The 24,338-nt window shown below is 72.3% G+C and carries 19 protein-coding genes; 14 read left to right on the plus strand and 5 right to left on the minus strand.

All coding sequences use genetic code 11. The annotated features are described in order from the left end of the window. Positions 1 to 255: 255 nt before the first annotated feature. The 6 genes from ACGFZF_RS27580 to ACGFZF_RS27605 all read left to right on the plus strand — a co-directional run bounded on the left by ACGFZF_RS27580 (position 256) and on the right by ACGFZF_RS27605 (position 7,321). Positions 256 to 618 carry a DUF1304 domain-containing protein gene (locus ACGFZF_RS27580; RefSeq protein ID WP_393558396.1) on the plus strand — a complete coding sequence of 121 codons (363 nt, stop codon included), beginning with the start codon at positions 256 to 258 and terminating at the stop codon, positions 616 to 618. Then, on the plus strand, positions 615 to 1,181 hold the full coding sequence (locus tag ACGFZF_RS27585) for a TetR/AcrR family transcriptional regulator (RefSeq protein WP_356606794.1): 567 nt from the start codon (positions 615 to 617) through the stop codon (positions 1,179 to 1,181). The genes ACGFZF_RS27580 and ACGFZF_RS27585 overlap by 4 nt, the downstream gene beginning before the upstream one ends. 140 nt (positions 1,182 to 1,321) lie before the next feature. Next, on the plus strand, positions 1,322 to 2,110 hold the full coding sequence (locus ACGFZF_RS27590) for a LuxR C-terminal-related transcriptional regulator (protein ID WP_393558399.1): 789 nt from the start codon (positions 1,322 to 1,324) through the stop codon (positions 2,108 to 2,110). Between the two features lie 171 nt (positions 2,111 to 2,281). Further along, on the plus strand, positions 2,282 to 4,882 hold the full coding sequence (locus ACGFZF_RS27595; protein WP_393558401.1) for a S8 family serine peptidase: 2,601 nt from the start codon (positions 2,282 to 2,284) through the stop codon (positions 4,880 to 4,882). Between the two features lie 130 nt (positions 4,883 to 5,012). Then, the gene (locus ACGFZF_RS27600; RefSeq protein WP_393558403.1) at positions 5,013 to 6,680 is read left to right on the plus strand and encodes a fumarate hydratase; all 1,668 of its coding nucleotides are present in this window, start codon (positions 5,013 to 5,015) and stop codon (positions 6,678 to 6,680) included. Between the two features lie 5 nt (positions 6,681 to 6,685). Further along, positions 6,686 to 7,321, plus strand: coding sequence for a lipoprotein (locus tag ACGFZF_RS27605; protein ID WP_393558405.1), 636 nt, complete (start codon positions 6,686 to 6,688; stop codon positions 7,319 to 7,321). Between the two features lie 84 nt (positions 7,322 to 7,405). Here the strand turns inward: ACGFZF_RS27605 and ACGFZF_RS27610 are convergent, their stop codons facing one another. Next, entirely contained in the window at positions 7,406 to 8,938 is a 1,533-nt protein-coding gene (locus ACGFZF_RS27610) for a ricin-type beta-trefoil lectin domain protein (RefSeq protein WP_393558407.1), read from the minus strand. Between the two features lie 105 nt (positions 8,939 to 9,043). Between ACGFZF_RS27610 and ACGFZF_RS27615 the strand changes: the two genes are divergently transcribed. From ACGFZF_RS27615 to ACGFZF_RS27625, 3 genes are all read left to right on the plus strand, one after another. Next, positions 9,044 to 10,444 carry a class II fumarate hydratase gene (locus ACGFZF_RS27615; RefSeq protein ID WP_393558409.1) on the plus strand — a complete coding sequence of 467 codons (1,401 nt, stop codon included), beginning with the start codon at positions 9,044 to 9,046 and terminating at the stop codon, positions 10,442 to 10,444. Between the two features lie 108 nt (positions 10,445 to 10,552). Further along, a complete protein-coding gene (locus ACGFZF_RS27620; protein WP_393558411.1) occupies positions 10,553 to 11,218 on the plus strand; it encodes a DUF402 domain-containing protein in 666 nt (221 codons plus the stop codon). A gap of 289 nt (positions 11,219 to 11,507) precedes the next feature. Beyond that, a complete protein-coding gene (locus ACGFZF_RS27625) occupies positions 11,508 to 13,520 on the plus strand; it encodes a SpoIIE family protein phosphatase (protein ID WP_393558413.1) in 2,013 nt (670 codons plus the stop codon). A 99-nt stretch (positions 13,521 to 13,619) separates the two neighbouring features. Here ACGFZF_RS27625 and ACGFZF_RS27630 read toward each other — a convergent pair whose 3' ends face one another. Further along, a complete protein-coding gene (locus ACGFZF_RS27630; RefSeq protein ID WP_393558415.1) occupies positions 13,620 to 15,803 on the minus strand; it encodes a transglycosylase domain-containing protein in 2,184 nt (727 codons plus the stop codon). A gap of 250 nt (positions 15,804 to 16,053) precedes the next feature. On the opposite strand from ACGFZF_RS27630, the gene ACGFZF_RS27635 reads away from it, so the two are divergent. From ACGFZF_RS27635 to ACGFZF_RS27645, 3 genes are read left to right on the plus strand one after another with little or no spacing between them, the layout of a single operon-like run. Then, positions 16,054 to 16,578, plus strand: coding sequence for a PadR family transcriptional regulator (locus ACGFZF_RS27635; RefSeq protein WP_393558417.1), 525 nt, complete (start codon positions 16,054 to 16,056; stop codon positions 16,576 to 16,578). Next, positions 16,575 to 17,258 (plus strand): ABC transporter ATP-binding protein, encoded by a 684-nt coding sequence (locus tag ACGFZF_RS27640; RefSeq protein ID WP_393558419.1) that lies wholly within the window; start codon positions 16,575 to 16,577, stop codon positions 17,256 to 17,258. Before ACGFZF_RS27635 ends, ACGFZF_RS27640 begins: the two co-directional genes overlap by 4 nt. Continuing rightward, positions 17,255 to 19,606, plus strand: coding sequence for an FtsX-like permease family protein (locus tag ACGFZF_RS27645; RefSeq protein WP_393558421.1), 2,352 nt, complete (start codon positions 17,255 to 17,257; stop codon positions 19,604 to 19,606). The genes ACGFZF_RS27640 and ACGFZF_RS27645 overlap by 4 nt, the downstream gene beginning before the upstream one ends. Positions 19,607 to 19,686: 80 nt before the next feature. Here ACGFZF_RS27645 and ACGFZF_RS27650 read toward each other — a convergent pair whose 3' ends face one another. Further along, a complete protein-coding gene (locus ACGFZF_RS27650; RefSeq protein ID WP_393558423.1) occupies positions 19,687 to 20,649 on the minus strand; it encodes a LysR substrate-binding domain-containing protein in 963 nt (320 codons plus the stop codon). A gap of 133 nt (positions 20,650 to 20,782) precedes the next feature. On the opposite strand from ACGFZF_RS27650, the gene ACGFZF_RS27655 reads away from it, so the two are divergent. Both ACGFZF_RS27655 and ACGFZF_RS27660 read left to right on the plus strand, forming a co-directional pair. After that, positions 20,783 to 21,337: a peroxiredoxin gene (locus tag ACGFZF_RS27655; RefSeq protein WP_147980986.1), complete on the plus strand. Its 555-nt coding sequence runs from the start codon at positions 20,783 to 20,785 to the stop codon at positions 21,335 to 21,337. 6 nt (positions 21,338 to 21,343) lie between these two features. Next, positions 21,344 to 21,877: an alkyl hydroperoxide reductase gene (locus tag ACGFZF_RS27660; RefSeq protein WP_147980985.1), complete on the plus strand. Its 534-nt coding sequence runs from the start codon at positions 21,344 to 21,346 to the stop codon at positions 21,875 to 21,877. Positions 21,878 to 21,963: 86 nt separating this feature from the next. On the opposite strand, the gene ACGFZF_RS27665 is transcribed toward ACGFZF_RS27660, so the two are convergent. Both ACGFZF_RS27665 and ACGFZF_RS27670 read right to left on the minus strand, forming a co-directional pair. After that, a complete protein-coding gene (locus ACGFZF_RS27665; protein WP_393558425.1) occupies positions 21,964 to 22,662 on the minus strand; it encodes a hypothetical protein in 699 nt (232 codons plus the stop codon). Continuing rightward, on the minus strand, positions 22,659 to 24,302 hold the full coding sequence (locus ACGFZF_RS27670) for an AI-2E family transporter (RefSeq protein ID WP_393558427.1): 1,644 nt from the start codon (positions 24,300 to 24,302) through the stop codon (positions 22,659 to 22,661). The genes ACGFZF_RS27665 and ACGFZF_RS27670 overlap by 4 nt, the downstream gene beginning before the upstream one ends. Positions 24,303 to 24,338: the final 36 nt, after the last annotated feature.

The raw sequence follows: 24,338 nt of genomic DNA on the forward strand, positions 1-24,338 counted from the left end.
TAGGGGGTGTCTTGTCGATCAGGCCGGACGAGTGAGCGGTGTCCTGGGGCTTCGGATCCAAGGCGGAGGAGAGAGGCATGGCGGAGCCATGCCGACCGACGACAACGCCGGAGACGGAGTCTCAGGACACCGGGAGCCCGGCAAGATCGGCAAGACACCCTCTGGGGCCCTGTCCGGGCGATCCCCCGGGCCCGCGACGCCGCCCCTCACCCATCGGTCGAAGTTCCCGGACACCTGTCCATGTATTCTGGACAGGTGTCCATTACTGCGCATGTCCTCGTCGGCCTCGTCGCCGCCCTGCACGCCTACATCCTGGTTCTGGAGATGTTCCTCTGGGAGCGCCGACCGGGGCGCGAACTCTCCGGCTTCGACGCGGAGACCGCCCGCCGGACGGCCCCCCTCGCCGCCAACCAGGGCCTCTACAACGGCTTCCTCGCCGCCGGCCTGGTCTGGGGCCTGATCGCCGCCGACCCCACCGGCCGGCAGGTACAGGTCTTCTTCCTGTCCTGCGTGGTGATCGCCGGGATCTACGGCGGCCTGACCGCCAACCGCCGCATCCTGCTCGCCCAGGCCCTGCCCGGGACCCTCGCCCTGGCCGCCGTACTGTGGGCCGGGTGACCAGCCCGACCGAGGATCCCCGCACCGCCCGCACCCGCGCCAAGCTCCGCGCCGCCCTCCTGGAGGAGTGCGCCACGCGCCCCCTCGACGAGGTCGGCGTCGCCGCGCTGGTGCGCCGGGCCGGGGTCGGCCGCGCCACCTTCTACCTGCACTACCCCGACCTCCAGGCGCTCGCCGTCGACGCCTGCGCCGACGTCGTGCGCGAGGCGGTCGACGCCCTGCACGCCTGGCGCGGCACGCCCGACCCGGCCGTCCCGCCGCCCGCCCTGCCCGCCTTCTTCACCGGACTCGCCCCGCACGCGCCGCTCTACCGGGGCCTGCTGCGCCCGGGCGGCGGCGGCCCCCTCGGCGACCTGCTCCACCGCGAACTGCGCGCCTACAGCCGGCGCGAGCGGGAACTGGCCGGCGCCCCCGAGCCGGACCTGGTCGCGTCGGCGGTCTCGGCGGCCTTCGCGGGTCTGCTCGCCGACTGGCTGCACGGCCTGATCGACGCCTCCCCCGACCGGATCGCGGGCCGGACCTGGCGCCTCCTCATCGCCCTGCACCGCACCCCGCTGCCCTGACCCCCGCACCCGCGGCGCGGCCCTGGCGGGTTGGAGCCACGGCGCAAATCCGCCGCGCCTCCCGCGATCGACGGGTCCCGCCGTCTGCCAGGGTGTGACCACCGCGCGTGAGCGCGCCTCATGGGGTGGGGTGATCCGACATGGAGGAAGGCTCCGACGCGGCCGGACAGGCCGCGTTCCGGTCGCTCGTGCTGCGCAGGCTCGACGAGATCCGCGACGCCCAGCTGGCCGCCCGGTCCGTACCGGCCCCGCCCGGCGGCCCGCTCGCCGCCGGTACGGAGGGCGTCGAGGTCGCCGAAGGGACCGATGACATCGCCGCGCGCTACACCGCGATCCAGCGCTCCGCCCAGCGGGAGATCCTCGCCCTCGCCGCAGGCCCCGTGGTGGCCGTGCCCGCCGGCGCCAACAACGGCCAGCGGGAGGCGATGCGGGCCGGGGTGCGCTACCGGGTCGTGTACGAGCGGGACGCGCTCGACCTCGACGGCACCGACACCCCGCTCCTGCTGCACCACTGGTCCGCGCTCGGCGAGGAGATGCGGGTCGCCTTCGACGTCCCGATGAAGCTCGTCCTGGCCGACCGCGCCAGGGCGCTCGTCGTCCCCACCCCGCCCGACGGCGCCCCGCCACGCGCGCTCCTGCTCGACTCGCCGGCCCTGCTGAAGGCACTCGGCTGGATCTTCGACCGGGTGTGGGAGTCCGCGCTCCCGGTCCCCGCCGCCCTCGCCTCGGCCGTCGACGGCCCCCTGACGAGCGACGACCGGCAGCTCCTGACGCTCCTCCTGAACGGCTACACGGACCAGTCGATCGGCTCCCAGCTGGGCGTCAGCATGCGCACGGTGCAGCGCCGGGTCCGGCGGCTGCTCGCCCTGGCCGGGGCACAGAGCCGGCTGCAGCTCGGCTGGCACGCCGCCCAGCACCACTGGATCTGAGCCCCCGCACACTCCCGCGGCCGGGGCTCCCACCCCCCTGCGCACCACCGCGCCCCGCCCCTGTCGCCTTTGCGACAAGTCGCCAAACCGCCAGCACAGAAGCGGAGTTGGCGACCGGAACGCGTGGCACCGTTTCCGGCGTTCGCTCTCCCGGTCACCGGAAGGACACGCATGTCCCGTCGCAGATCCACCGCGATATCCACCGCCGTATCCATGGCGCTCGCGGCAGCCTCCCTCGCCCTCGGCGTGGCCCCGTCCGCCCAGGCGGGCCCCGCTCCCGCCGACCGGCTCGGCTCCCACGACCGGGCGCTGCTCGCCCAGTACGAGCACCGGCACTCCCTCGCCCGAAGTGCCACGCCCGACTACGCGACCCTGCTGATCGCCGTCGCCGACGGCCGTACCGCCGACGCCGAACGGGCTCTGGCCGGGCTCGGCGTCGAGACCGTCCGCAGCGAGGCCTCCGTCGGCTACCTCAAGGCGAACGTCCCCTTCGCCCTCGTCGAGCGGGTGGCGGCCCTCGACGAGGTCGTCGCCGTCGACCTCGACGAACTGCTGGAGGTCGAGGACACCCGCGTCGACGGGGACAGGACCGGGAAGAACCCGCCGGTGTCCCCCGCCGCCGAGCTCCCCGAGGCCCCGTCCGCCGCCACCCCGGACGACAACCCGTACATGCCGACCCGCGAGACCGGCTCCGTGGAGTTCAAGCGGGACCACCCCACGTACGACGGCCGCGGCGTCACCATCGGCGTGATGGACACCGGCGTCGACCCGACGCACCCCGCCCTCGCGAAGACCACCACCGGCGAGGACAAGCTGGTCGAGACCGTCACCGGCACGGACCCGCGCGACTTCATCGACCTGCTCTTCGACTCCAGCTGGTTCCTCATGGGCAACCGCCACACCGGCCCCGTGGTCACCGACATCCGCGGCAACCGCTGGACCACCCCGGACAGCCCCGGGCTGGCGGTCGCCTACAAGGCCGTCGCCCTGCCCGGCGGCACGCAGAAGCAGCTGGGCGTGCTGCACCGCGCGTCCGACGACGCGGTCTGGGTCGACACCGACGGCGATTTCGACTTCACCGACGAAGAACTGCTCCGCCGGTTCGGCGCCGGCCGCCAGATCGGGCACCTGGGCACGGACGACCCCGCCACGGAGGTCAACGAGCGGATCCCCTTCACGGTCCAGACGAAGGTGATCAGCGCGACCGTCGTCGGCGTGAACGTCAACATCATCACCGAGGCCCACGGCACGCACGTCGCCGGCATCACCGCCGCGAACGGCATGTACGGCGGTGCCATGGACGGCCAGGCCCCCGGCGCCAAGCTCGTCTCCATGAAGGCCTGCCACGCCGCCGGCTGCTCCTCGGCCGCGCTCACCGACGGCATGATCGACCTCGCCACGAAGTACGGCGTCGACGTGATCAACATGTCGATCGGATCGAGCCCGGAGTTCAACGACGGCCAGAGCGCCCGCGCGCTCGTCTACAACCGCCTGATCGACCAGACCGGCGTCCAGCTCTTCCTCTCGGCCGGGAACTCGGGCGCGGGCACCAACACGGTCGGCGACCCGACAGGGGCCGACAAGGCGGTCAGCGTCGGCGCCGCCGTGTCCGCCGGAACCTGGTGGGCGAACTACGGCTCACGGGTCAAGGACGAGCGGAACATCTTCCCGTTCTCCTCGCGCGGCCCCCGCGAGGAGGGCGGCTTCAAGCCCGACATCACCGCCCCGGGCGCGGCCGTCTCCACCACCCCGGACTGGATCGCGCCGAGCTACGTCCCCGAGACCGGCTACCGGCTGCCGCCCGGCTACTCGATGCTGAACGGCACCTCGATGGCGTCCCCGCAGGCCGCCGGGGCCGGCGCCCTGCTGGTCTCCGCCGCCCGGCAGGCGGGGGTGAGCGCCACCCCCGCCGAGCTGCGGACCGCGATCCACACCGGCGCGCGATGGAACGGCAAGGCCGACGCCGTCGCCCAGGGCCGCGGCCAGTTCGACGTCCCACGGGCCTGGTCGGTGCTGGAGAAGGGCAAGGCCACCGCACCCGCCCTCACCGTCTCCGCGCCCGTGTGCACCCCGCTCTCCGGCAAGCTCGCCACCCCGCACACCGGCAGCGGCCTCTTCAACAGCTGCGCCCCGGACGCCGGCGGCCAGGCCGTCGGCGAGGCGCGGACGTACGAGCTGACCGTGACGCGCACGAACGGTGCCGAAGGGCCCGTCCGGTACGCGCTCGGCCTCAAGGGAGACGACGGGACCTTCACCGTGCCCGACTCGCTGACCCTGGCGAAGGGCGTCCCGACCGTCCTGAACGTGACGGCGAAGCCCGGCACCCAGGGCACCCACAGCGCCGTCCTGACCTTCGACGACGAGGCCACCCGGGCCGCCGACCACGCCACGATGCTGGCGGTCGAGGCCGCCACGCCCCTGGTGCCGGGACAGCCGCTCGCGATCACCGGCACCGTGCACCGCAACGGGACCGTGCACTACACGGTCGCCGTGCCGGCCGGGGCCAAGAACCTGACGGTGTCGATGGACGGCCTGGACGACGGCAGCCAGACCCGCTGGTGGGCGTTCCGCCCGACCGGCGTCTCGGGTGAGAGGTCCGCCGCCGGAACGATCTACTGCTACAACGGCTACCTCGACGGATACGGCTGCGACCCGCGCACCCGGACCTACGACGCCCCCGCCGCCGGCGTCTGGGAGCTGGTCGTCGAGTCCCGCCGCACGTCCCCCCTGTGGGCGAACCCGTTCCGCCTGCGGGCGACGGTCACCTCCTAGGAGGTGTCACGGCCCCGCTCCCGCAAGTGAGCCTTACCTCACAGGAGCGGGGCCCCCGCCGCGTTCTACGCTGGAGGGCGCACCGCCAACGGAGGCGGTGCGCCGTCTTGCCGAGTGAGGAATGGCCCCCATGCCAGAGTTTGCGTACTCCGATCTGCTCCCCCTGGGAGAGGACACCACGCCCTACCGCCTGGTGACCTCCGAAGGTGTCTCCACCTTCGAGGCCGACGGCCGTACGTTCCTCAAGGTCGAGCCGGAGGCGCTGCGGCAGCTCGCCGCCGAGGCCGTCCACGACATCCAGCACTACCTGCGCCCGGCCCACCTGGCCCAGCTGCGCCGCATCATCGACGACCCGGAGGCGTCGGGCAACGACAAGTTCGTCGCGCTCGACCTGCTGAAGAACGCGAACATCGCCGCCGCCGGTGTCCTGCCCATGTGCCAGGACACCGGCACCGCGATCGTCATGGGCAAGCGCGGACAGAACGTGCTCACCCGGGGCGGTGACGAGGAGGCGCTGAGCCACGGCATCTACGACGCCTACACCAAGCTCAACCTGCGCTACTCGCAGATGGCCCCGCTGACCATGTGGGAGGAGAAGAACACCGGCTCGAACCTGCCCGCGCAGATCGAGCTGTACGCGACCGACGGCGGCGCGTACAAGTTCCTCTTCATGGCCAAGGGCGGCGGCTCGGCCAACAAGTCCTTCCTCTACCAGGAGACGAAGGCGGTCCTCAACGAGGGCAGCATGATGAAGTTCCTGGAGGAGAAGATCCGCTCGCTCGGCACGGCCGCCTGCCCGCCGTACCACCTGGCGATCGTCGTCGGCGGCACCTCCGCCGAGTTCGCGCTCAAGACCGCGAAGTACGCCTCCGCGCACTACCTGGACGAGCTGCCCGCCGAGGGCTCGGAGCTCGGCCACGGCTTCCGCGACAAGGAGCTGGAGGAGAAGGTCTTCGAGCTCACGCAGAAGATCGGCATCGGCGCCCAGTTCGGCGGCAAGTACTTCTGCCACGACGTCCGCGTGGTCCGGCTGCCCCGCCACGGCGCCTCCCTGCCCGTCGCGATCGCCGTCTCCTGCTCGGCCGACCGCCAGGCCGTCGCGAAGATCACCGCCGAGGGCGTCTTCCTGGAGCAGCTGGAGACCGACCCGGCCCGCTTCCTGCCGGACACCACCGACGAGCACCTCGCCGCCGACGGCGACGTCGTGAAGATCGACCTGAACCAGCCGATGGACGCGATCCTCGCCGAGCTGACGAAGCACCCGGTGAAGACCCGGCTCTCGCTGACCGGCCCGCTGGTGGTGGCCCGCGACATCGCGCACGCCAAGATCAAGGAGCGGCTGGACGCGGGCGAGGAGATGCCGCAGTACCTGAAGGACCACCCGGTGTACTACGCCGGTCCGGCCAAGACCCCCGAGGGCTACGCCTCCGGTTCCTTCGGCCCGACGACGGCCGGCCGGATGGACTCCTACGTCGAGCAGTTCCAGGCGGCGGGCGGCTCCAAGGTCATGCTGGCCAAGGGCAACCGCAGCAAGCAGGTCACCGACGCGTGCGGCAGCCACGGCGGCTTCTACCTGGGCTCGATCGGCGGCCCGGCGGCGCGCCTCGCGCAGGACTGCATCAAGAAGGTCGAGGTCGTCGAGTACGAGGAGCTCGGCATGGAGGCGGTCTGGAAGATCGAGGTGGAGGACTTCCCGGCGTTCGTCGTGGTGGACGACAAGGGCAACGACTTCTTCCAGAACCCGGCCCCCGAGCCGACGTTCACGCACATCCCGGTCCGCGGTCCGGGTCTCGGCTGATCCCGGTGGGACGCCCGAGACACGCCGTCGTCCCGGCCGCCCTGCTGGCGGCCGGGCTGTTGCTGACCGGCTGCGGCACGCAGCAGGAGCCGCTGCGGGTCAGCGAGCCGAACGCCCCGCGGCCGACGGAGTCCGCCGAGCCGGCCGGCGCCGCGGCGCGGGGTTCGCTCGGCGGGCCCGGCACCGCCTGCCCGCTTCCGGTGTCGTTCGGCCTCGCCGCGGACTGGAAGCCGAAGGCCGTGCGGGTCGGCGACGACGAGCTCTCCGCCGCGCTCGGCAGGCAGGGCCCGGCGACCATGGTCTGCGAGATCGACGCGAAGCCGGCCGGGAACATCGGCTACCTGCGGGTCTGGACCGCGGACGGGTCCGCGGCCCGGCCCGCGCTCGAAGGCTTCGTGAAGGCCGAGGAGAACGCCTCCGAGGTCGTCTACAAGGAGACCCGGGCAGGGGCGCTGTCCGCCGTCGAGGTGACCTACACGGTCCACAACGAGCTGATGGACGAGTCCAAGGAGGAGCGCGCGTTCGCGGTCTCCACGCCGAAGGGGACCGTGATCGTCCACCTCGGCGGCCTGGACACCGAGGAGCACCGCGAGATGCTCCCGGCGTACGAGCTGGCCCGCTCCAGCCTCAAGGCGCTCTGAGCGCCTCCGGCCGTCCTGCACGGTGACGTGGCCCCCGCCCCGCCCGGGGCGGGGGCCACGTCGTGTGTCCGCTGTGCCGCCCTGTCAGGCGAACCGCTGGTTCGCCGAGCCGTTGCAGGTCTGGAGCCGCAGCGGCTCCTTCACCGCGGCCTGGGTCAGGCACAGTCCGGTGGCCGCGGCCGGGCGGACGGTGGCGCCGTCGCGGACGAACCTCTGGTTGCCCGCGCCGGAGCAGTTCCACAGGATCAGCGCCGTACCGGCCTGGTAGCGGGCGCCTGGCACGTCGACGCACCGGTCCTGGGTGAGCTGGGTGTGGAGGGTCCGGCGGGCGGAGTCGTACCACCAGCCTTGGTTGCGGCCGCCGTGGCAGTCCCAGCCGAGGACGGCGGTCCCGTTGGCGCTGGCGGAGCCGCTGACGTCGGCGCAGTTGCCGGTCGCCTCGTTCCGCAGCGGGCGGTAGGCGTCGTCCCAGGCGAGCGGGAAGAGCGTCGGGGTGCCGGCGGAGTCGACGTCGGCACAGCCGGCCTCGCGCAGGCCCGAGGCGTAGAGCTGGGTGAGGCAGGAGGCGAAGGCGGCGTGGCCGCGGGCGTTGGGGTGGAAGGACTGGCGGACCGAGTTCTCGTCCGGGGTGCCGGGCTTGGAGAGGTCGATGTACAGGCCCCTGGCCCAGGGGTCCTCCATGCAGACCTCGTGTCCGTGGAAGAGGCGCGAGTTGTCGAGATAGGTGGCCCCGGTGTTCGCCGCGGCCCGGCGCATGCCGCGCTCGAAGGCGGGGACGGCGGTGTTGCGGCCCCAGACGGTGTCGGAGTCGTAGCCGAGGCCGCCGCAGCTGAGCTTTCCGGGGAAGTTCGGGTTGTCGCGGAAGTCGGGGCCGATGGGGCTCGGGTAGCCCATGACGACGAGCTTGTAGTCGCCGTCGGCGTAGCCGGCGTCGCGCATCACGGTCCTCAGGTCCCGCACGGTCTGCTCGACCTTCGGGACGAGGCCGTCGACGCGGGCCTGCCAGCCGGGGGCGTACTTGGGCTCACAGGCGCCCTGCAGGGTGAGGTAGCGGGTGACGCAGTCGGTCATGACCGGGCCGAACTGCAGGTCGTCGTTGGCGCCGGCGACGAGGAGCACCATCTTGATGCGGGTGTTGCGGGCCTTGACGGCGAGGTTGTCGCTCTGGACGAGTTCGTCGGCGTACTGCTTCGAGCCGCCGATCCTGATGTGTCCGCTGTAGGCACCGGAGCAGGACACGTTGAAGGTGAGGTCCGCGGGGATTCCGGTGCGGTGGATCGCGGCGTCGGGCGAGCGGTGACACCAGTTGTCGGGGCCGTTGGTGGGCGGCTCGTAGGTGCCCACGCCCTCGCCGGAGATCTCGCTGTCGCCGAGCGAGATCAACCCGGTCCTGCGTGCGGCGAGCGGGCGCTCGGCGGGGTCGCCGTAGATCCGGGTGGCCTCGGCCGCGCGGACCGCCTCCAGTTCGGGCGGGAGTGGGACGGAGGCGACGCGGACGGCGCCGCCGCTCGTGTCGGCCGCGCCGGCGGGGCTCGCGGCTGCCATGGTGCCGAAGGCCGCCGCCGCGGCGGCCGTGGCGGCGATCGTCCAGCGGAATCTGCGCCTGGTGCGCGTCATTGCGCCTCCTGGAGGTGGGGTTACCCACGGTTCTACTGGCCGGTACACGCCGGGGGAATAGGCAGAACAAGACAACTGCTCAACTTTTACAGGAGGTTGAGGAACATGACCGAGTACGAAGACCACCGGATCGAGCACGACTCCATGGGCGAGGTGCGGGTCCCCGCGCACGCCAAGTGGCGGGCTCAGACACAGCGCGCGGTGGAGAACTTCCCCGTCTCGGGCCAGCGCCTGGAACGGACCCACATCGAGGCCCTCGCCCGGATCAAGGCCGCCGCGGCCAAGGTCAACGCCGAGCTGGGCGTGATCGACGAGGACCTCGCGCGGGCCATCGAGGAGGCCGCCGGCGAGGTCGCCGAAGGCCGCTGGGACGAGCACTTCCCTGTCGACGTCTTCCAGACCGGATCGGGCACCTCGTCCAACATGAACACCAACGAGGTCGTCGCCACCCTCGCCGGCGAGCGACTCCCCGAGGGCCGCGAGGTGCACCCCAACGACCACGTCAACGCGTCCCAGTCGTCCAACGACGTCTTCCCGTCCTCCATCCACATCGCCGCCACCGCCGCCGTCACCCGCGACCTGATCCCCGCACTCGAACACCTGGCCGACTCCCTGGGGCGGAAATCAGCCGAATTCGCGGACGTGGTGAAGTCCGGCCGCACGCACCTCATGGACGCCACCCCGGTCACCCTCGGACAGGAGTTCGGCGGCTACGCGGCCCAGGTCCGCCACGGCGTCGAACGACTGCACTCCGCCCTCCCCCGGCTCGCCGAACTCCCCCTCGGCGGCACGGCCGTGGGCACCGGCATCAACACGCCACCCGGCTTCTCCGCCGCCGTCATCGCCGAGGTCGCCCGGACCACCGGCCTGCCGCTCACCGAGGCCCGCGACCACTTCGAGGCCCAGGGCGCCCGGGACGCGCTGGTGGAGACGTCCGGCCAGCTCAGGACCATCGCCGTCTCCCTCACGAAGATCTCCAACGACCTGCGCTGGATGGCCTCCGGCCCCCGCACCGGCCTCGCCGAGATCAACCTGCCCGACCTCCAGCCCGGCTCGTCGATCATGCCCGGCAAGGTGAATCCGGTCATCCCCGAAGCCGTCCTCATGGTCGCCGCCCAGGTGACCGGAAACGACACCACCGTGGCCGTCGCCGGCGCGGCCGGCAACTTCGAACTCAACGTGATGCTCCCGGTGATCGGCAAGAACCTCCTCGAATCGATCCGGCTGCTCGCCAACGCCTCCCGGCTGCTCGCCGACCGCACCGTCGACGGGATCACCGCCAACGCCGAACGCGCCCGCGAGTACGCCGAGTCCTCCCCCTCCGTCGTCACCCCGCTGAACAAGTACATCGGCTACGAGGAGGCCGCGAAGGTCGCCAAGAAGTCCCTGGCCGAACGGAAGACGATCCGCGAGGTGGTCCTGGAGGGCGGCTACGTCGAACGCGGCGCGCTCACCCTCGGACAACTCGACGAGGCCCTCGACGTCCTGCGGATGACACGCCCCTGAGACCGGGTCCCGGGCCCTCCCGGGCCCGGCCCGGCCCACCCGACGACGGCTGACTCATCCGTGACCTGTGCCGCAGCGGTGACGGGGCCACGGTCCTAAGATCTGCGCATGACAGGATCGGGCGGCCCCCAGCACTGGGCGCCTGGGGAGCACATCCTCTGGCGCTACCGCGGCAACGGCTCCGACGCCGTGCACATCTGCCGGCCGGTGACCGTCGTCCGCGACACCCCCGACCTGCTCGCCGTCTGGCTGGCCCCCGGCACCGAGTGCATCCGGCCGGTGCTGGTCGACGGCACGGCCGTGCACGAGGAGCCCCTCGCCACCCGCTACACCGCTCCGCGCACCACCGCCCGCGGGCACTGGTTCGGCACGGGCGTCCTCAAGCTGGCCCGGCCCGGGGACCCCTGGTCGGTCTGGCTGTTCTGGGAGCGCGGCTGGCAGTTCCGCAGCTGGTACGTCAACCTCGAGGAGCCCCGCACCCGCTGGTCGGGCGGTGTCGACTCGGAGGACCACTTCCTCGACATCTCCGTCTACCCGGACCACAGCTGGCTGTGGCGGGACGAGGACGAGTTCGCCCAGGCCCAGCGCTCCGGCCTGATGGACCCGGCCCAGGCCGCCCGGGTCCACGGCGCGGGCCGCGCCGCGGTCGAGGTGATCCGTTCCTGGGGCGCGCCGTTCCGCGACGGCTGGGAGGACTGGCGCCCCGATCCGGCGTGGACCGTGCCCCAGCTGCCGAGAGACTGGGATCGCACTCCGGCGCACACGGCACCGTGAGACCCTTGATGCGCCCCCGGGGTGCAAACGTAGGATCGTCCTCCGCAAGCCCGTGACCAACGAACGATGCATCAACCACTCAGAACCGCGCAGGACCTGACCACAAGTCATCCATGAGGGGGAGAGCAGTGCCGGACGTGCGCCCGGGTGTACCGACCCCCGTCACAGCCGCTGCTCGCGGGGCATCCAGATCCAGCGCCCGCCAGGGGTTTATCCCCGGCGAAGGCGCGGCATCGGCGAGAAGAGCGAGTGCATCGCACCACCGGCCCGGACGGACGGAACCCCACGCGTGACGGAGCATCCCACCTCCCACGAAGGCCGGCAGCCGCTGGCTGCCCGGCCGCAGGAACGCGCCCGCCCCCGCCCCGAAGCGGCCCCGGCGGGCCCGTCCGCCGCGGCCGTCCCGGGCCCGACGCCGGACGGCGGCCTGCCCCCGCAGCAGAGCGGCCCGGCCGCCGCCGCGGGCGACGCCCGCCGCAGGCCGGCACCCGATGGCGAACACACCGCCGCCGTGCCCGCCGGCCTTCCCGTGCCCGCCCAGGCCACCCCGCCCGCGGCCGCGGTCGCCGTGACCCCGTCCGGCGGCGGCGCGGCCCAGGACGTCGCCGAGGCGCGCCGCGAAGGCGACCGGCTGCGCTTCGTCGGGGCCGCGACCCGGCGCATCGCGCGCGGCATCGACCTCGACGAGATCGTGCTCGGCCTGTGCCGGGCCACCGTGCCGACCTTCTCCGACGCCATCCTGGTCTACCTGCGCGATCCGCTGCCGGTCGGCGACGAACGGCCGGTCTCCCCGTTCGTCCTGCGCCTGCGCCGCACGGACCGGCTCCGCTTAACGGACCAGGAGGGCGAGGAGCTGGTCCTCGTACCCGACCCCGACCCGACCCCCGCCGCCGAGCTGTGCGAGGTCCGCTCCGGCGGCGCGCTCGCCGAGGTGCTGCGCGGGGTGCGGCCGGTCTTCGGCGACTCCGCCGCCGCCCGCGCCGCGCTGCCCGAGCTGCTCGGCCCCGACCATCCGGTGCCCGGCGGCCATCGGGCGATACTCGCCCCGCTGCGCGGTCGCCGGCGGGTCATCGGCGCCGCGGTCTTCCTCCGCCGTCCCGAGCGGCCCGGCTTCGAACCCAACGACCTCCTCGTCGCCGCCCAGCTCGCGACCCACACCGCGCTCGGCATCGACAAGGCCGTGCTCTACGGCCGCGAGGCGTACATCGCCGACGAACTGCAGCGCACCATGCTGCCGGACTCGCTGCCCCAGCCGACCGGCGTCCGGCTCGCCTCGCGCTACCTGCCGGCCGCCGAGACGGCCCGGGTCGGCGGCGACTGGTACGACGCGATCCCGCTGCCCGGCAGCCGGGTGGCGCTGGTCGTCGGCGACGTCATGGGCCACTCCATGACCTCCGCCGCCATCATGGGCCAGCTGCGCACGACCGCGCAGACCCTGGCCGGGCTCGACCTGCCCCCGCAGGAGGTCCTGCACCACCTCGACGAGCAGGCCCAGCGGCTCGGCCAGGACCGGATGGCGACCTGCATGTACGCCGTCTACGACCCGGTCTCGCACCGGATCACCATCGCCAACGCCGGCCACCCGCCGCCCATACTGCTCCACCTGGGCGGCCGGGCCGAGGTCCTGCGGGTCCCGCCGGGCGCCCCCATCGGCGTCGGCGGAGTGGACTTCGAGGCCGTCGAACTGGACGCGCCGGCCGGCGCCACGCTGCTGCTGTACACGGACGGCCTGGTCGAGTCCCGGATGCGGGACGTGTGGACCGGGATCGAGCAGCTGCGCGAGCGCCTCGCGGCGACGGCCCAGCTGACCGGACCCGACCACTCGCCTCCGCTGGAGGCGCTGTGCGACGACGTCCTCGACATGCTCGGCCCGGGCGACCGGGACGACGACATCGCGCTGCTCGCGGCCCGCTTCGACGGGATCGCGCCCAGTGACGTCGCCTACTGGTTCCTGGAGCCGGAGGACGCGGCCCCGGGGCGGGCCCGGCGGCTCGCCCGCCGGGCGCTGGCCCGCTGGGACCTGGAGGAGCTCTCGGACTCGGTCGAGCTGCTGATCAGCGAGGTCGTGACCAACGCCGTGCGGTACGCGGAACGGCCGGTCACCCTGCGGCTGCTGAAGACCGACGTCCTGCGCTGCGAGGTCGGCGACGACTCCCCGCAGCTGCCCCGGCAGCGGCGGGCCCGGGACACCGACGAGGGCGGGCGCGGCCTGTTCCTGGTGAACCGGCTGGCCAGGCGATGGGGCGCGACGCGCCTGTCGGGCGGCAAGGTGGTCTGGTTCGAGCTGTCGACGCGGGTGTAGCGGGGCGCACGGGACCGGACGGGGCGGCCCGCCGCAGACGCGAGGACGGCCGGACCCCTCCCGGGTCCGGCCGTCCTCGCGTGCGGTGCGCCGCCCCCGTCAGCCCAGGGATCGGTTGTTGCCGTTGCTGCCGTTGCCGTCGGCGGGCGGCTCGATCGTCGGATCCGTCGTCCGCGTCGGCGTCGGCGGCGTCGGGAACGTGGCGGTGTCCGTCGGCTGCGGCGGCGTCGTCGCGGTCGAGGTCGGCGGCGGCGTCGACTCGGGGGTTCCGCTCGGGGTCGGCGCGGTCGGGTCCGGGGACTCGCTGGTCTCGGACGGCGTCGGGTCGGGCTCGACGATCGCCGTGTCGTCGGTCTCCAGGTCGAACTGCTCGTCGGAGCCGCCGCCCAGCGCCCGGGTGGTGTACGCGCCCCAGATCTGGGCGGGGGTGCGGCCGCCGTTGGCGCGGCCGGGGTTGATGGTGTCGGTCAGGGTGACCTGGTTGCCCTTGGCGTCCTCGCCGAACAGGGCGACGGCGGTGACCAGTTCGGGGGTGTAGCCGACGAACCAGGCGGAGCGGTTGTTCTCCGAGGTGCCGGTCTTGCCGGCCGCGGCGTAGTCGCCGGCGGCCCGGACGCCGGAGCCGCTCCGCACGACACCCGTCATCGCCTTGGTCACCGTGTCGGCGGCCTCGCGGGTGATGACCTGCTCGCCGATCGACTTCACCGGGTCGGCCTTGCGCGCCTTGTGCTCGGCGGACTTCACGATGGTCGGGGTGACCTTCCTGCCGTGGTTGTCCAGCGTCGCGTAGGCGCCGGCCATGTCCCAGGTGGAGGCGCCCATGGTGCCGAGCGACATCGCGGGCCGCTCGCCGAAGTCCGCGCCGTCCTTCATGCCGAGGTCGAGGGCGGTCTTCTTCACCTTGTCCGGGCCGACGTCGACGATCATCTGGGCGTAGACCGAGTTGATCGAGCTGTTGGTGGCCTTCTGGACGGTGACGGGGCCGTAGCTCCGGTTGTCCTCGTTCTCCGGGTTGAAGGGGACGTCGCTGCCGACCACGGGCCGCTTGCTGGTGCCGTCGTAGATCGTGCCGAGGCCGATCTCCCGGCCGTCCTGGGTCTTCGCGCCGTTCTCCAGCGCCGAGGCCAGCACGATCGGCTTGAAGGTCGAGGCGGGCTGGTAGTCGCGGCGCGTGGCGTTCGACAGCCAGTGCTCGGTGGCGCCGACGCCGCCGTACATCGCGAGGACGCGGCCGGTCTTCGGGTCGACCGAGGTGGCGCCGGCCTGGACGGTGGCGTCCTTCTTGTCCTTCTCCCGGTCGAGCTTGGCCTCCAGCTGCTCCTCGACCGACTTGACGAGGGCCTTCTGCTTCTTCTCGTCGATGTTCAGGGTGATCGTCCAGCCGCCGGCCTTGATGTCCTCCTCCCTTATGCCCTGGCGCATCAGCTCCTGGTTGGCGGCCTCGACCAGGTAGCCGGTCTGACCTCCCATGCCGGGGGCGGCCTTGGGCTTCTGCGGGACGGGGAACGTGAGGCCGGCGCGCTTGCCCGCGTCCAGCCAGCCCTCCTCGACCATGTTGTCCAGGGTGTAGTTCCAGCGCTCCTCGACCAGCTTCCGGCCGGTCGGGGTGGCCGAGGTCCAGTCGTACTGGTTCGGTGCCTGGAGCAGCGAGGCGAGGTAGGCGCCCTGGGCGACGTTCAGCTTGGCGGCGTCGACACCGTAGTAGGCCTGCGCGGCGGCCTGGATGCCGTAGGCGCTGCGGCCGTAGTAGCTGGTGTTGATGTAGCCGGCGAGGATCTCGCTCTTGGGGCTGTTCTGGTCGACCTTGAGCGCGATCACCATTTCCTTGAGCTTGCGGGTGACCGTCTGGTCCTGGTCCAGGTAGTAGTTCTTCACGTACTGCTGGGTGATGGTCGAGCCACCCTGCTTGCCCTTGCCGGTGATCGTGTTCAGCGCGGCGCGGACGGTGCCCTTGATGTCGACGCCGTGGTCCTTGTAGAAGGTCTTGTTCTCGGCGGCGACGAAGGCGTTCTGGACGTCCCTGGGGATCTTCTCCAGGCCGACGATCTCACGGTTGATCTCGCCCGTACGGGCGAGGATCCTGCCGTTGGAGTACTTGTAGATGTTGCTCTGCATGGTCGCCTGGGCGTTGGCGCTGGGCACCGGGACCATGAGGTACACGACGTAGAAGGCGCCCATGAGGAGCAGGCAGCCGGCGAGGAACGTGCCCAGGAGTTTCTTCCAGGTGAAGAGGCGGCGTATGCGCCCGCCGCCCTTCGTCCGGCGCGTGTCCGCTCGACCCATCGTTCCGTCGCTCCGCTCGTCGTGTCGTGGCCAGGTGTCGGCCGGATGTCTGCGCCGAATCAGCTCAGCAAGCTAACACCGACGATGCAGACAAAGGGCAACCGATCCGGTCTTTTCCGGACGTGACAATCAGCACCTGTCTCCCTGGGAACCGACGCGCCACGAGCCGGGATGGTTGTGCGACGCCCGTCACATTCCGTCCCTCTTTGGCTATACACCGTGCGTATACACAGGGTGTAGAGTGATCGGTATGTCAATCGGTCACACCCTTCTCGGGCTCCTGGAGTCCGGACCGCGCCACGGCTACGACCTCAAGCGCGCCTTCGACGAGAAGTTCGGCCACGACCGGCCGCTGCACTACGGGCAGGTCTACTCGACCATGTCCCGCCTGCTGAAGAACGGCCTCGTCGAGGTGGACGGCGTCGAGCCCGGCGGAGGCCCCGAACGCAAGCGGTACGCCATCACCGAGGCCGGCGTCACCGACGTCGCCCAGTGGCTCGCCCGGCCCGAGAAGCCGGAGCCGTACCTGCAGTCCACGCTCTACACCAAGGTCGTCCTCGCCCTGCTCACCGGCCGCCCGGCGGCCGGGCTGCTCGACGTCCAGCGCGCGGAGCACCTGCGGCTGATGCGCGAGCTGACCCGCCGCAAGAAGGACGGCGACCTCGCCGACCAGCTGATCTGCGACCACGCCCTCTTCCACCTCGAAGCCGATCTTCGGTGGCTGGAACTGACCGCCGCCCGCCTGGACCGGCTCGCCGAGGAGATCCGCCGATGACCACCACCGCCCTGCTCCGGGCCGCCGCCGTGGACAAGGCTTACGGCCCGACCCCCGCCCTCGCCGGCGCGGACTTCGCCATCCGGGCCGGCGAGGTCGTCGCCGTCATGGGGCCCTCCGGCTCCGGCAAGTCCACCCTGCTGCACTGCCTCGCCGGGATCGTCCGCCCCGACGCCGGCACCATCACCTACGACGGACGCGAGCTCACCGCCCTGTCGGACGGCGAGCGCAGCGCCCTGCGCCGCTCCGAGTTCGGCTTCGTCTTCCAGTTCGGCCGGCTCGTCCCCGAACTGACCTGCGTCGAGAACGTCGCCCTGCCGCTGCGGCTGAACGGCGAGCGGCGCCGGAGCGCCGAGGCCACGGCCCGCGCCTGGCTCGCCCGTCTGGAGGTCGACGACGTCGCCGGGCACCGGCCCGGCGAGATATCCGGCGGACAGGGCCAGCGGGTCGCGGTCGCCCGCGCGCTCGCCACCACCCCCCGGGTGGTCTTCGCCGACGAACCCACCGGTGCCCTCGACTCCCTCAACGGCGAACGGGTCATGGAACTCCTCACCGCCGCGGCCCGGGACACCGGCGCCGCGGTCGTCCTCGTCACCCACGAGGCCCGCGTCGCCGCCTACTCCGACCGCGAGATCATCGTCCGCGACGGCTCCGTGCGGGACGCGGAGTGGGTCGCATGAGCCTGCGGCTCCGGGCGCGCGACTTCGCCCTCGGCGCGCGCTTCGCGTTCGGCGGCGGCCGGCGCGGCGCGGTCCGCACCGTCCTGACCGCCACCGGCATCGGCCTCGGCGTCGCCCTGCTGCTGGTCGCCGCGTCCCTCCCGAACATGCTGTTCTCCCGCGAGGTGCGGGAAGCCCAGCGCAGCCCCGACGCCAGCGAGGAGATCACCGGGCCGAGCGCCGACTCCTTTCTCTTCTACCGCCACACCACCGTCTTCCGCGACGACACCGTCACCGGCCTCGTCCTGCGCCCCGAAGGCCCGGACGCGCCCGCTCCCCCGGGCACGGCGAAGCCGCCCGGCCCCGGCGAGATGCTCGTCTCCCCGGCGCTGCGGACCCTGCTCGACTCCCCCGGCGGCACGCTGCTCCGCGAACGACTGCCCTACAGAATCACCGGAACCCTCGGCAATGCCGGCCTCATCGGACCGTCCGAACTGCGGTACGTCGCCGGCAGCGACACCCTCACCACCGACAACTACGACGGACGCGGCATCCGCTACGGCTGGTCGGTGCCGGAGGAGCCGCTGAACCCCTTCCTCCTGCTGCTCGTCGTCATCGCCTGCGTCGTCCTGCTGCTGCCGGTCCTCGTCTTCATCGCGACCGCCGTCCGCTTCGGCGGCGAGCAACGCGACCGCCGGCTGGCCGCACTGCGCCTGGTCGGCGCCGACATCGCCATGACCCGGCGGATCGCGGCCGGTGAGTCCCTCGCGAGCGCACTGGTCGGACTCGCCTTCGGCGTCGCGTTCTTCGCCCTGGGACGGCAGCTCTCCGGCACCGTGACCGTCTGGGACGTCAACGCCTTCCCCTCCGACGTGGTCCCGCTGGCCCCGCTCGCCGTCCTCGTCCTCCTGACGGTGCCGGTCGCGGCCGTCGCCGTGTCCCTGAGCGCGCTGCGCAGCGTGGCGATCGAACCGCTCGGCGTCGTCCGCGACTCCACTCCGCGCCCGCGCCGCCTGTGGTGGCGCCTGGTCCTCGTCGGCGCCGGCACCGCCCTCCTCCTCCCGATGGCCGGACAGATCGAGATCGTCGGCGCCGGCATCGACATGTTCGGGATCACGGCCGGCTCCCTGCTCATGCTCGTCGGGCTCACCACCCTGCTGCCCTGGCTCGTGGAGGCCGTCGTGCACCGGCTGCACGGCGGTCCGGTGCCCTGGCAACTGGCCGTCCGCCGGCTCCAGATGAGCAGCGGCACGGCCGCGCGGGCCGTCAGCGGGATCGTCGTCGCCGCGGCCGGGGCCATCGCCCTCCAGATGCTCTTCCAGGCGATGCAGAACGACTTCATGAGCCGGACCGGCATGGAGAGCGCCCGGGCACAGCTCCAGACGAGCGTCGACGCCGAGGGCGGCGACGAGGCCCGCGAGATGATCGACAGGTTCTCGAGGACGCCCGGCGTCACCCACGTGATCGGCACCATCGACGGACATGTGTGGCGCCCCGGACCGATCCGTTCCGGCGAGGAGTACGCCCCCACCACCTCCCTCACCGTCGCCGACTGCCCCTCGCTGCGGGAACTCGCGAAGCTGCCCACCTGCAAGGACGGCGACGTGTTCGTCGCCCTCGCCCACGGCGCCCAGGGCACCCCGCCCGACGAACGGGTCCTGCAGGTCGCCCGGCCCGGCGCCGAGGTCGCCCTCCGGGACGTCGAGAAACTCCACGACGGGCCGATCCCGGCCTGGCGGATCCCGAGGACGGCACGCACCGTCGACTCGCGCACCGACCCCACCGGCCGGTACCAGCACGGGATCCTCGCCACCCCCGCCGCGTTCGACGCCCGCCGGCTGGACGCCCCGGAGGCCGGCGCCCTGATCCGGATCGACCCCGCCGACCCCGACGCCGCCGACCGGGTACGGAACACGGCCGCCGCGATCGACCCGCTGGCCTGGGTCCGCACCCTCCAGGACGTCGAAGGCGACCGGCAGTACGGCAGCGTCCGCACCGGCATCCTCGTCGGCGCGACCCTGGCCATGCTCCTGGTGGCGGCCTCGCTCCTGGTCACCACCCTGGAACAACTCCGGGACCGCAGAAGGCTGCTGTCCTCCCTGGTCGCCTTCGGCACCCGGCGGTCCACCCTCGGCTGGTCCGTCCTGTGGCAGACCGCCCTCCCGATCACCCTCGGCCTCGCCCTCGCCATGGCCGGCGGACTCGGACTCGGCGTGGTGCTGCTCCGCATGATCGACAGGACGGTCGAGGACTGGTGGGTCTTCCTGCCGATCGTCGGCGTGGGCGCCGGACTCATCGCGACGGTGACCCTGCTCAGCCTGCCGCTTCTGTGGCGCCTGATGCGGGCCGACGGCCTGCGCACCGAATGACGGCCCGCGACCGCGCCCCCGGGGGAGGCGCGGTCGCGGACCGCGCACAGCGGGCCCGCGCCGGTGGGCGCGTGGACCCGTCAGGTCCCGGCACCCACCACACGTACCGGCAGCCGCCTCATCGCACCCCGCAACGCCCCGGCCAGCTCCTCGAACTCACCCTGCCGCGCCGCCCCCGCACGCATCGCGAGCGCGACCCGCCGGGACGGGGCCGGGTCCGTGAAACAGCCCGTGAACAGGGCCGTGTTGCGCGCCGTCTCGACCTTGACCGCCGTACGCGGCAGCAGGGTCACCCCGAGACCGCCGGCCACCAGCTGCACCAGCGTGGACAGGCCGGCCGCCGTCGTCGTGACCGGCGCCCCCTCCGTACGGCCCGCCTCGCGGCAGATGTCCAGGGCCTGGTCCCGCAGGCAGTGCCCCTCGTCCAGGAGCAGCAGCTTCAGCTCCCGCAGCGCCTCGCGCGGAATGTCGTCCCGCCCCGCCAGCGGATGCCCCTCGGGGGTGACGAGCACGAAGTCCTCGTCGAAGAGCGGCAGTTCCACGACGCCCGGCACCCCGAGCGGCACCGCCAGCAGCAGCAGGTCGAGCCGCCCGGCCGCCAGCCCCTCCAGCAGCGACGAGGTCTGCTCCTCGTGCACCTGGAGATCGAGCTCCGGATAGCGCTGGTGGACCAGCCGCAGCACCGTCGGCAGCAGATACGGGGCCACGGTCGGGATCACCCCCAGGCGCAGCACGCCGGTGAACGGCGCCTGCACCGCCTCCGCCTCCTCCATCAGCTCCGCGACCGCGTCCAGCACCGCCCGCGCGCGCACCGCCAGCCGCTCCCCCGCGGGTGAGAGCAGGACCTTGCGCGTCGTACGCTCGAGGAGCTGGACACCGAGTGCCTCTTCGAGAGCCGAAACCGCGCCCGACAGCGCCGGCTGACTCATCCCGATCGACGCCGCCGCGTCCCGGAAGTGCAGATGCTCGGCGACCGCGGCGAACGCCCTGAGCTGCGAAAGACTCGGCTGCTTGCCACGGTGCGGGCCGTACGGGGATGCCACTGATAACCACCTTCGATCAACACGACCCAGTCTAGCTATTTCACTGATCAATGCACTCCGTGCCATGCTGAGCACACGTCCAACCCCTCACGGAAGCCCCCAAAAAGGACTTCCGCCATTGCAAGGAGAGCGCGTGCTCACTGTCGGTGACCAGTTCCCCACCTACGACCTGACCGCCTGCGTGTCGCTGGAGAGCGGCAAGGAGTTCGAGCAGATCGACCACAAGTCCTACGAGGGCAAGTGGCGTGTGGTGTTCTTCTGGCCGAAGGACTTCACCTTCGTCTGCCCCACCGAGATCGCCGCCTTCGGCAAGCTGAACGACGAGTTCGCGGACCGCGACGCCCAGATCCTCGGCGTCTCCGGCGACTCCGAGTTCGTGCACCACGCCTGGCGCAAGGACCACGCCGACCTGCGTGACCTGCCCTTCCCGATGCTCGCCGACTCGAAGCACGAGCTCATGCGCGACTGCGGCGTCGAGGGCGAGGACGGCTTCGCCCAGCGCGCCGTCTTCATCGTGGACCCGAACAACGAGATCCAGTTCACCATGGTGACCGCCGGCTCCGTCGGCCGTAACCCCAAGGAGGTCCTGCGGGTGCTGGACGCCCTGCAGACCGACGAGCTGTGCCCGTGCAACTGGAACAAGGGCGAGACCACCCTCGACGCGGCCGCCCTCCTGTCGGGCGAGTGATCTGACGTGGCTCTCGACGAACTCAAGTCCGCCATCCCGGACTTCGCCAAGGACCTCAAGCTGAACCTCGGTTCGGTGATCGGCAACAGCGAGCTGCCGCAGCAGCAGCTCTGGGGCACCGTCCTGGCCTGCGCGATCGCCTCGCGCTCGCCGAAGGTCCTCGCCGAGCTGGAGCCGGAGGCCAAGGCCAACCTCAAGCCCGAGGCGTACACGGCGGCCAAGTCCGCCGCCGCGATCATGGCGATGAACAACGTCTTCTACCGGACCCGGCACCTGCTGTCGGACCCCGAGTACGGGACGATGCGCGCCGGCCTGCGGATGAACGTCATCGGCAACCCGGGCGTCGAGAAGGTCGACTTCGAGCTGTGGTCGCTGGCCGTGTCCGCGATCAACGGCTGCGGCCAGTGCCTGGACTCGCACGAGCAGGTCCTGCGCAAGGCCGGTGTGGACCGCGAGACGATCCAGGAAGCCGTCAAGATCGCCTCGGTGATCCAGGCGGTCGGCGTGACCCTGGACGCGGAAGCGCTCCTCGCCGAGTAGACGGCACCGCACGACGGAAGGGCCCCGGAGTCACTCACTCCGGGGCCCTTCCGCATGCCTGTCGCCGGTGGTCGGCCGTCCCGCCCTCAGCCCTGGCGGACCGCCGCCATCAGCGCCTTCATGTCCTGCGCGAACAGCGCGTCGACACCCGACAGGTCGATCGCCTTCGGCTGCGGGACCGGCTCGTTCTTCTCGCCGTCCCAGCTCTGCAGCCGCTGCAGACTGATCTCGATCTCCACCTGCCCGTCGAGAACCCGCATCCAGGCACCCGAGTCACCCTCGTCACGGCGGAAGAACGCGACCTCCCCGAGCCCCTCGACCTTCTGGGCATCCGTCCGGAGGTCACCGAGCCGCGCCTCGAACTCGGGACCGGGATCGGTCACCTTGTGCAGTTCGTAGAGGACGTCGACGCTGAAACCGGTGTCCGGCGAACCGATGATCCCCGAGCAGGTGGCCCGCTCCAGCGCCGGATCCTCCTGCAGCACCCCGTTCCCGTCCCGCGACACTTCGCCCAGCTCTCCGGACAGCGCCTTCAGCTCGGCCTTCGGACACACGTCTTCGACCGAGCGGTACCCGCCGAGGTCGACGCCGCGGCCCGCCTCGTACCGCTCGTGGGCGTACAGGCCACCGCCCCACAGGGCCGACGCGACGACCGCGCCGCCCACCGCCCACAGCCACGGGCGCCGGGGCCGCGGCGGCTTCGGCGGCACCGGGTCGACGACGACCGGCGGCGTCCTGGCCTCGGAGAAGCCACCCCCGTCGACGAGTTCCGGATCCGAGATCACAGCCGCTCCCGGTCCTTCGAGCCGGGCGCCGGCGTCGGCGCCACCGCGAACGCCGTCGCACCACGGGGCTCGGGGGAGGTCCGCAGCGCCTGCTCGTGGCTGTACGCGCGCAGGTAGCCGACGACCGTGTTGGTGACGGCGACCAGCGGCACCGCCACGACCGCGCCGCCGATGCCGGCGGTCAGACCGCCGGCCGCGACCGCGAGCACGACCGCCAGCGGGTGGACCCGTACCGCCCGGCCCAGGATGAAGGGCTGAAGGACGTGGCCCTCGATCTGCTGCACCGCCAGCACCACGACGAGCACCATCAGCGCGGTGAACACGCCGTTGGTGACCAGCGCGACCACCACCGCGAGGGCACCCGAGATCACGGCGCCGACCAGCGGGATGAACGCGAAGAGGAAGATGAACACGGCCAGCGGCACGGCCATCGGCACATCGAGGAAGTACAGGCCGAGGCCGATGAACACCGCGTCGATCAGGGCGACGAGCACCGTGCCGCGCACGTACGCGGTCAGCGTCCGCCAGGCCCGCGGACCCGCGCCCGCGACTCCCGGCCTGGCCTGCGCGGGCACCAGCTTCAGCGTCCAGTTCCAGACCTTCTTCCCGTCGTAGAGCAGGAAGAGCGTCGAGAACATCGCGAGCAGTATCCCGGTCATCGCCTCCACGACCACGGTCACACCCTGGAGCCCGGCGGACGTGATCTGCTCGGTGTTGGCGCCGATGGTGTCGCTGAGGTTCTTGGCGATGTCGTTGATCTGCTGCTCGGTCACGTGGAACGGGCTGTCCAGCAGCCACCGCTTCAGCTCTTCGATGCCGTCCCGGACCCGGTCGGAGAGGTTGTCGATGTTGTCCATGACCTGCCAGACCACGAACCAGCCGACCAGGCCCATCACCACGAACCCGGAGACGGCCGTGACGGCCGTGGCCAGGCCACGCGGCAGACCCGCCTTCCGCAGCCGCGCCACCGTCGGCTGCAACAGCGCCGTGATGAGCAGCGCGGCGACGAACGCGAGGACGACCAGCTGCACGGAGCTGATCACCTTCATCAGCACCCAGACCGTGCCGGCGAGCACCAGCAGGCGCCAGCCGGCCTCGGCCGCGACCCTCATGCCCCACGGGATGGCGTCGATCGGTTCGGGCCTGGCGGCGACGGCGGGGGCGTAGTCGGGCGGCGCGGGCACGGCGCGGTCGACGGCGGAAGGGGCACGCCGGCCCGGCCACCGCGCCGCGGCGGCCGCTCCCGCCTTCGCCGCACCCGCCCTGACGGCGCCGGCGGCTCCACCCGCGACCGGGGTGCCCGGCGCGTGGTCCACCCCCGCCCCGTCCACGGTCCCGTCGAAGGCGTCGGTCCGGCCGGAGTCGTCGGTCCCGCCGGGAGACGTGTCCGCGCCGGCGTCGTCACCGGGCACACCGGCGGAGTCGTCGCCGCGCGCCTCGGCGGGCTCTCCGGCCGGGTCACCCGCACCGGGCACGCCGGCCGCGGTGCCGGAACCGGCGTCCGGCTCGTCGCCCGCGGCGCCGGGGGTCGGGCCGAGCCCGTCCCGCGCCTCCGCCTCCGCCCGGCGCTCCTCCAGGCGTTCGCCCATGTGACTCAGCCCGGCACCGATCCGGTTCAGCCATCCTGGCAGTCTCGACATCTTGTTCCCTCTCCCCCGCTGTCACCCCCCGGGTGC

Source organism: Streptomyces sp. NPDC048338 (assembly GCF_043201055.1).
Classification (GTDB): Bacteria; Actinomycetota; Actinomycetes; order Streptomycetales; family Streptomycetaceae; genus Streptomyces.

Bases quoted from the DNA above. Each gene is read 5' to 3' on its own strand.
- ACGFZF_RS27590 (WP_393558399.1), top strand. From the start codon at position 1,322: ATGGAGGAAGGCTCCGACGCGGCCGGACAGGCCGCGTTCCGGTCGCTC.
- ACGFZF_RS27595 (WP_393558401.1), top strand. From the start codon at position 2,282: ATGTCCCGTCGCAGATCCACCGCGATATCCACCGCCGTATCCATGGCG.
- ACGFZF_RS27600 (WP_393558403.1), top strand. From the start codon at position 5,013: ATGCCAGAGTTTGCGTACTCCGATCTGCTCCCCCTGGGAGAGGACACC.
- ACGFZF_RS27610 (WP_393558407.1), bottom strand. From the start codon at position 8,938: ATGACGCGCACCAGGCGCAGATTCCGCTGGACGATCGCCGCCACGGCC.
- ACGFZF_RS27615 (WP_393558409.1), top strand. From the start codon at position 9,044: ATGACCGAGTACGAAGACCACCGGATCGAGCACGACTCCATGGGCGAG.
- ACGFZF_RS27620 (WP_393558411.1), top strand. From the start codon at position 10,553: ATGACAGGATCGGGCGGCCCCCAGCACTGGGCGCCTGGGGAGCACATC.
- ACGFZF_RS27630 (WP_393558415.1), bottom strand. From the start codon at position 15,803: ATGGGTCGAGCGGACACGCGCCGGACGAAGGGCGGCGGGCGCATACGC.
- ACGFZF_RS27635 (WP_393558417.1), top strand. From the start codon at position 16,054: ATGTCAATCGGTCACACCCTTCTCGGGCTCCTGGAGTCCGGACCGCGC.
- ACGFZF_RS27640 (WP_393558419.1), top strand. From the start codon at position 16,575: ATGACCACCACCGCCCTGCTCCGGGCCGCCGCCGTGGACAAGGCTTAC.
- ACGFZF_RS27645 (WP_393558421.1), top strand. From the start codon at position 17,255: ATGAGCCTGCGGCTCCGGGCGCGCGACTTCGCCCTCGGCGCGCGCTTC.
- ACGFZF_RS27670 (WP_393558427.1), bottom strand. From the start codon at position 24,302: ATGTCGAGACTGCCAGGATGGCTGAACCGGATCGGTGCCGGGCTGAGT.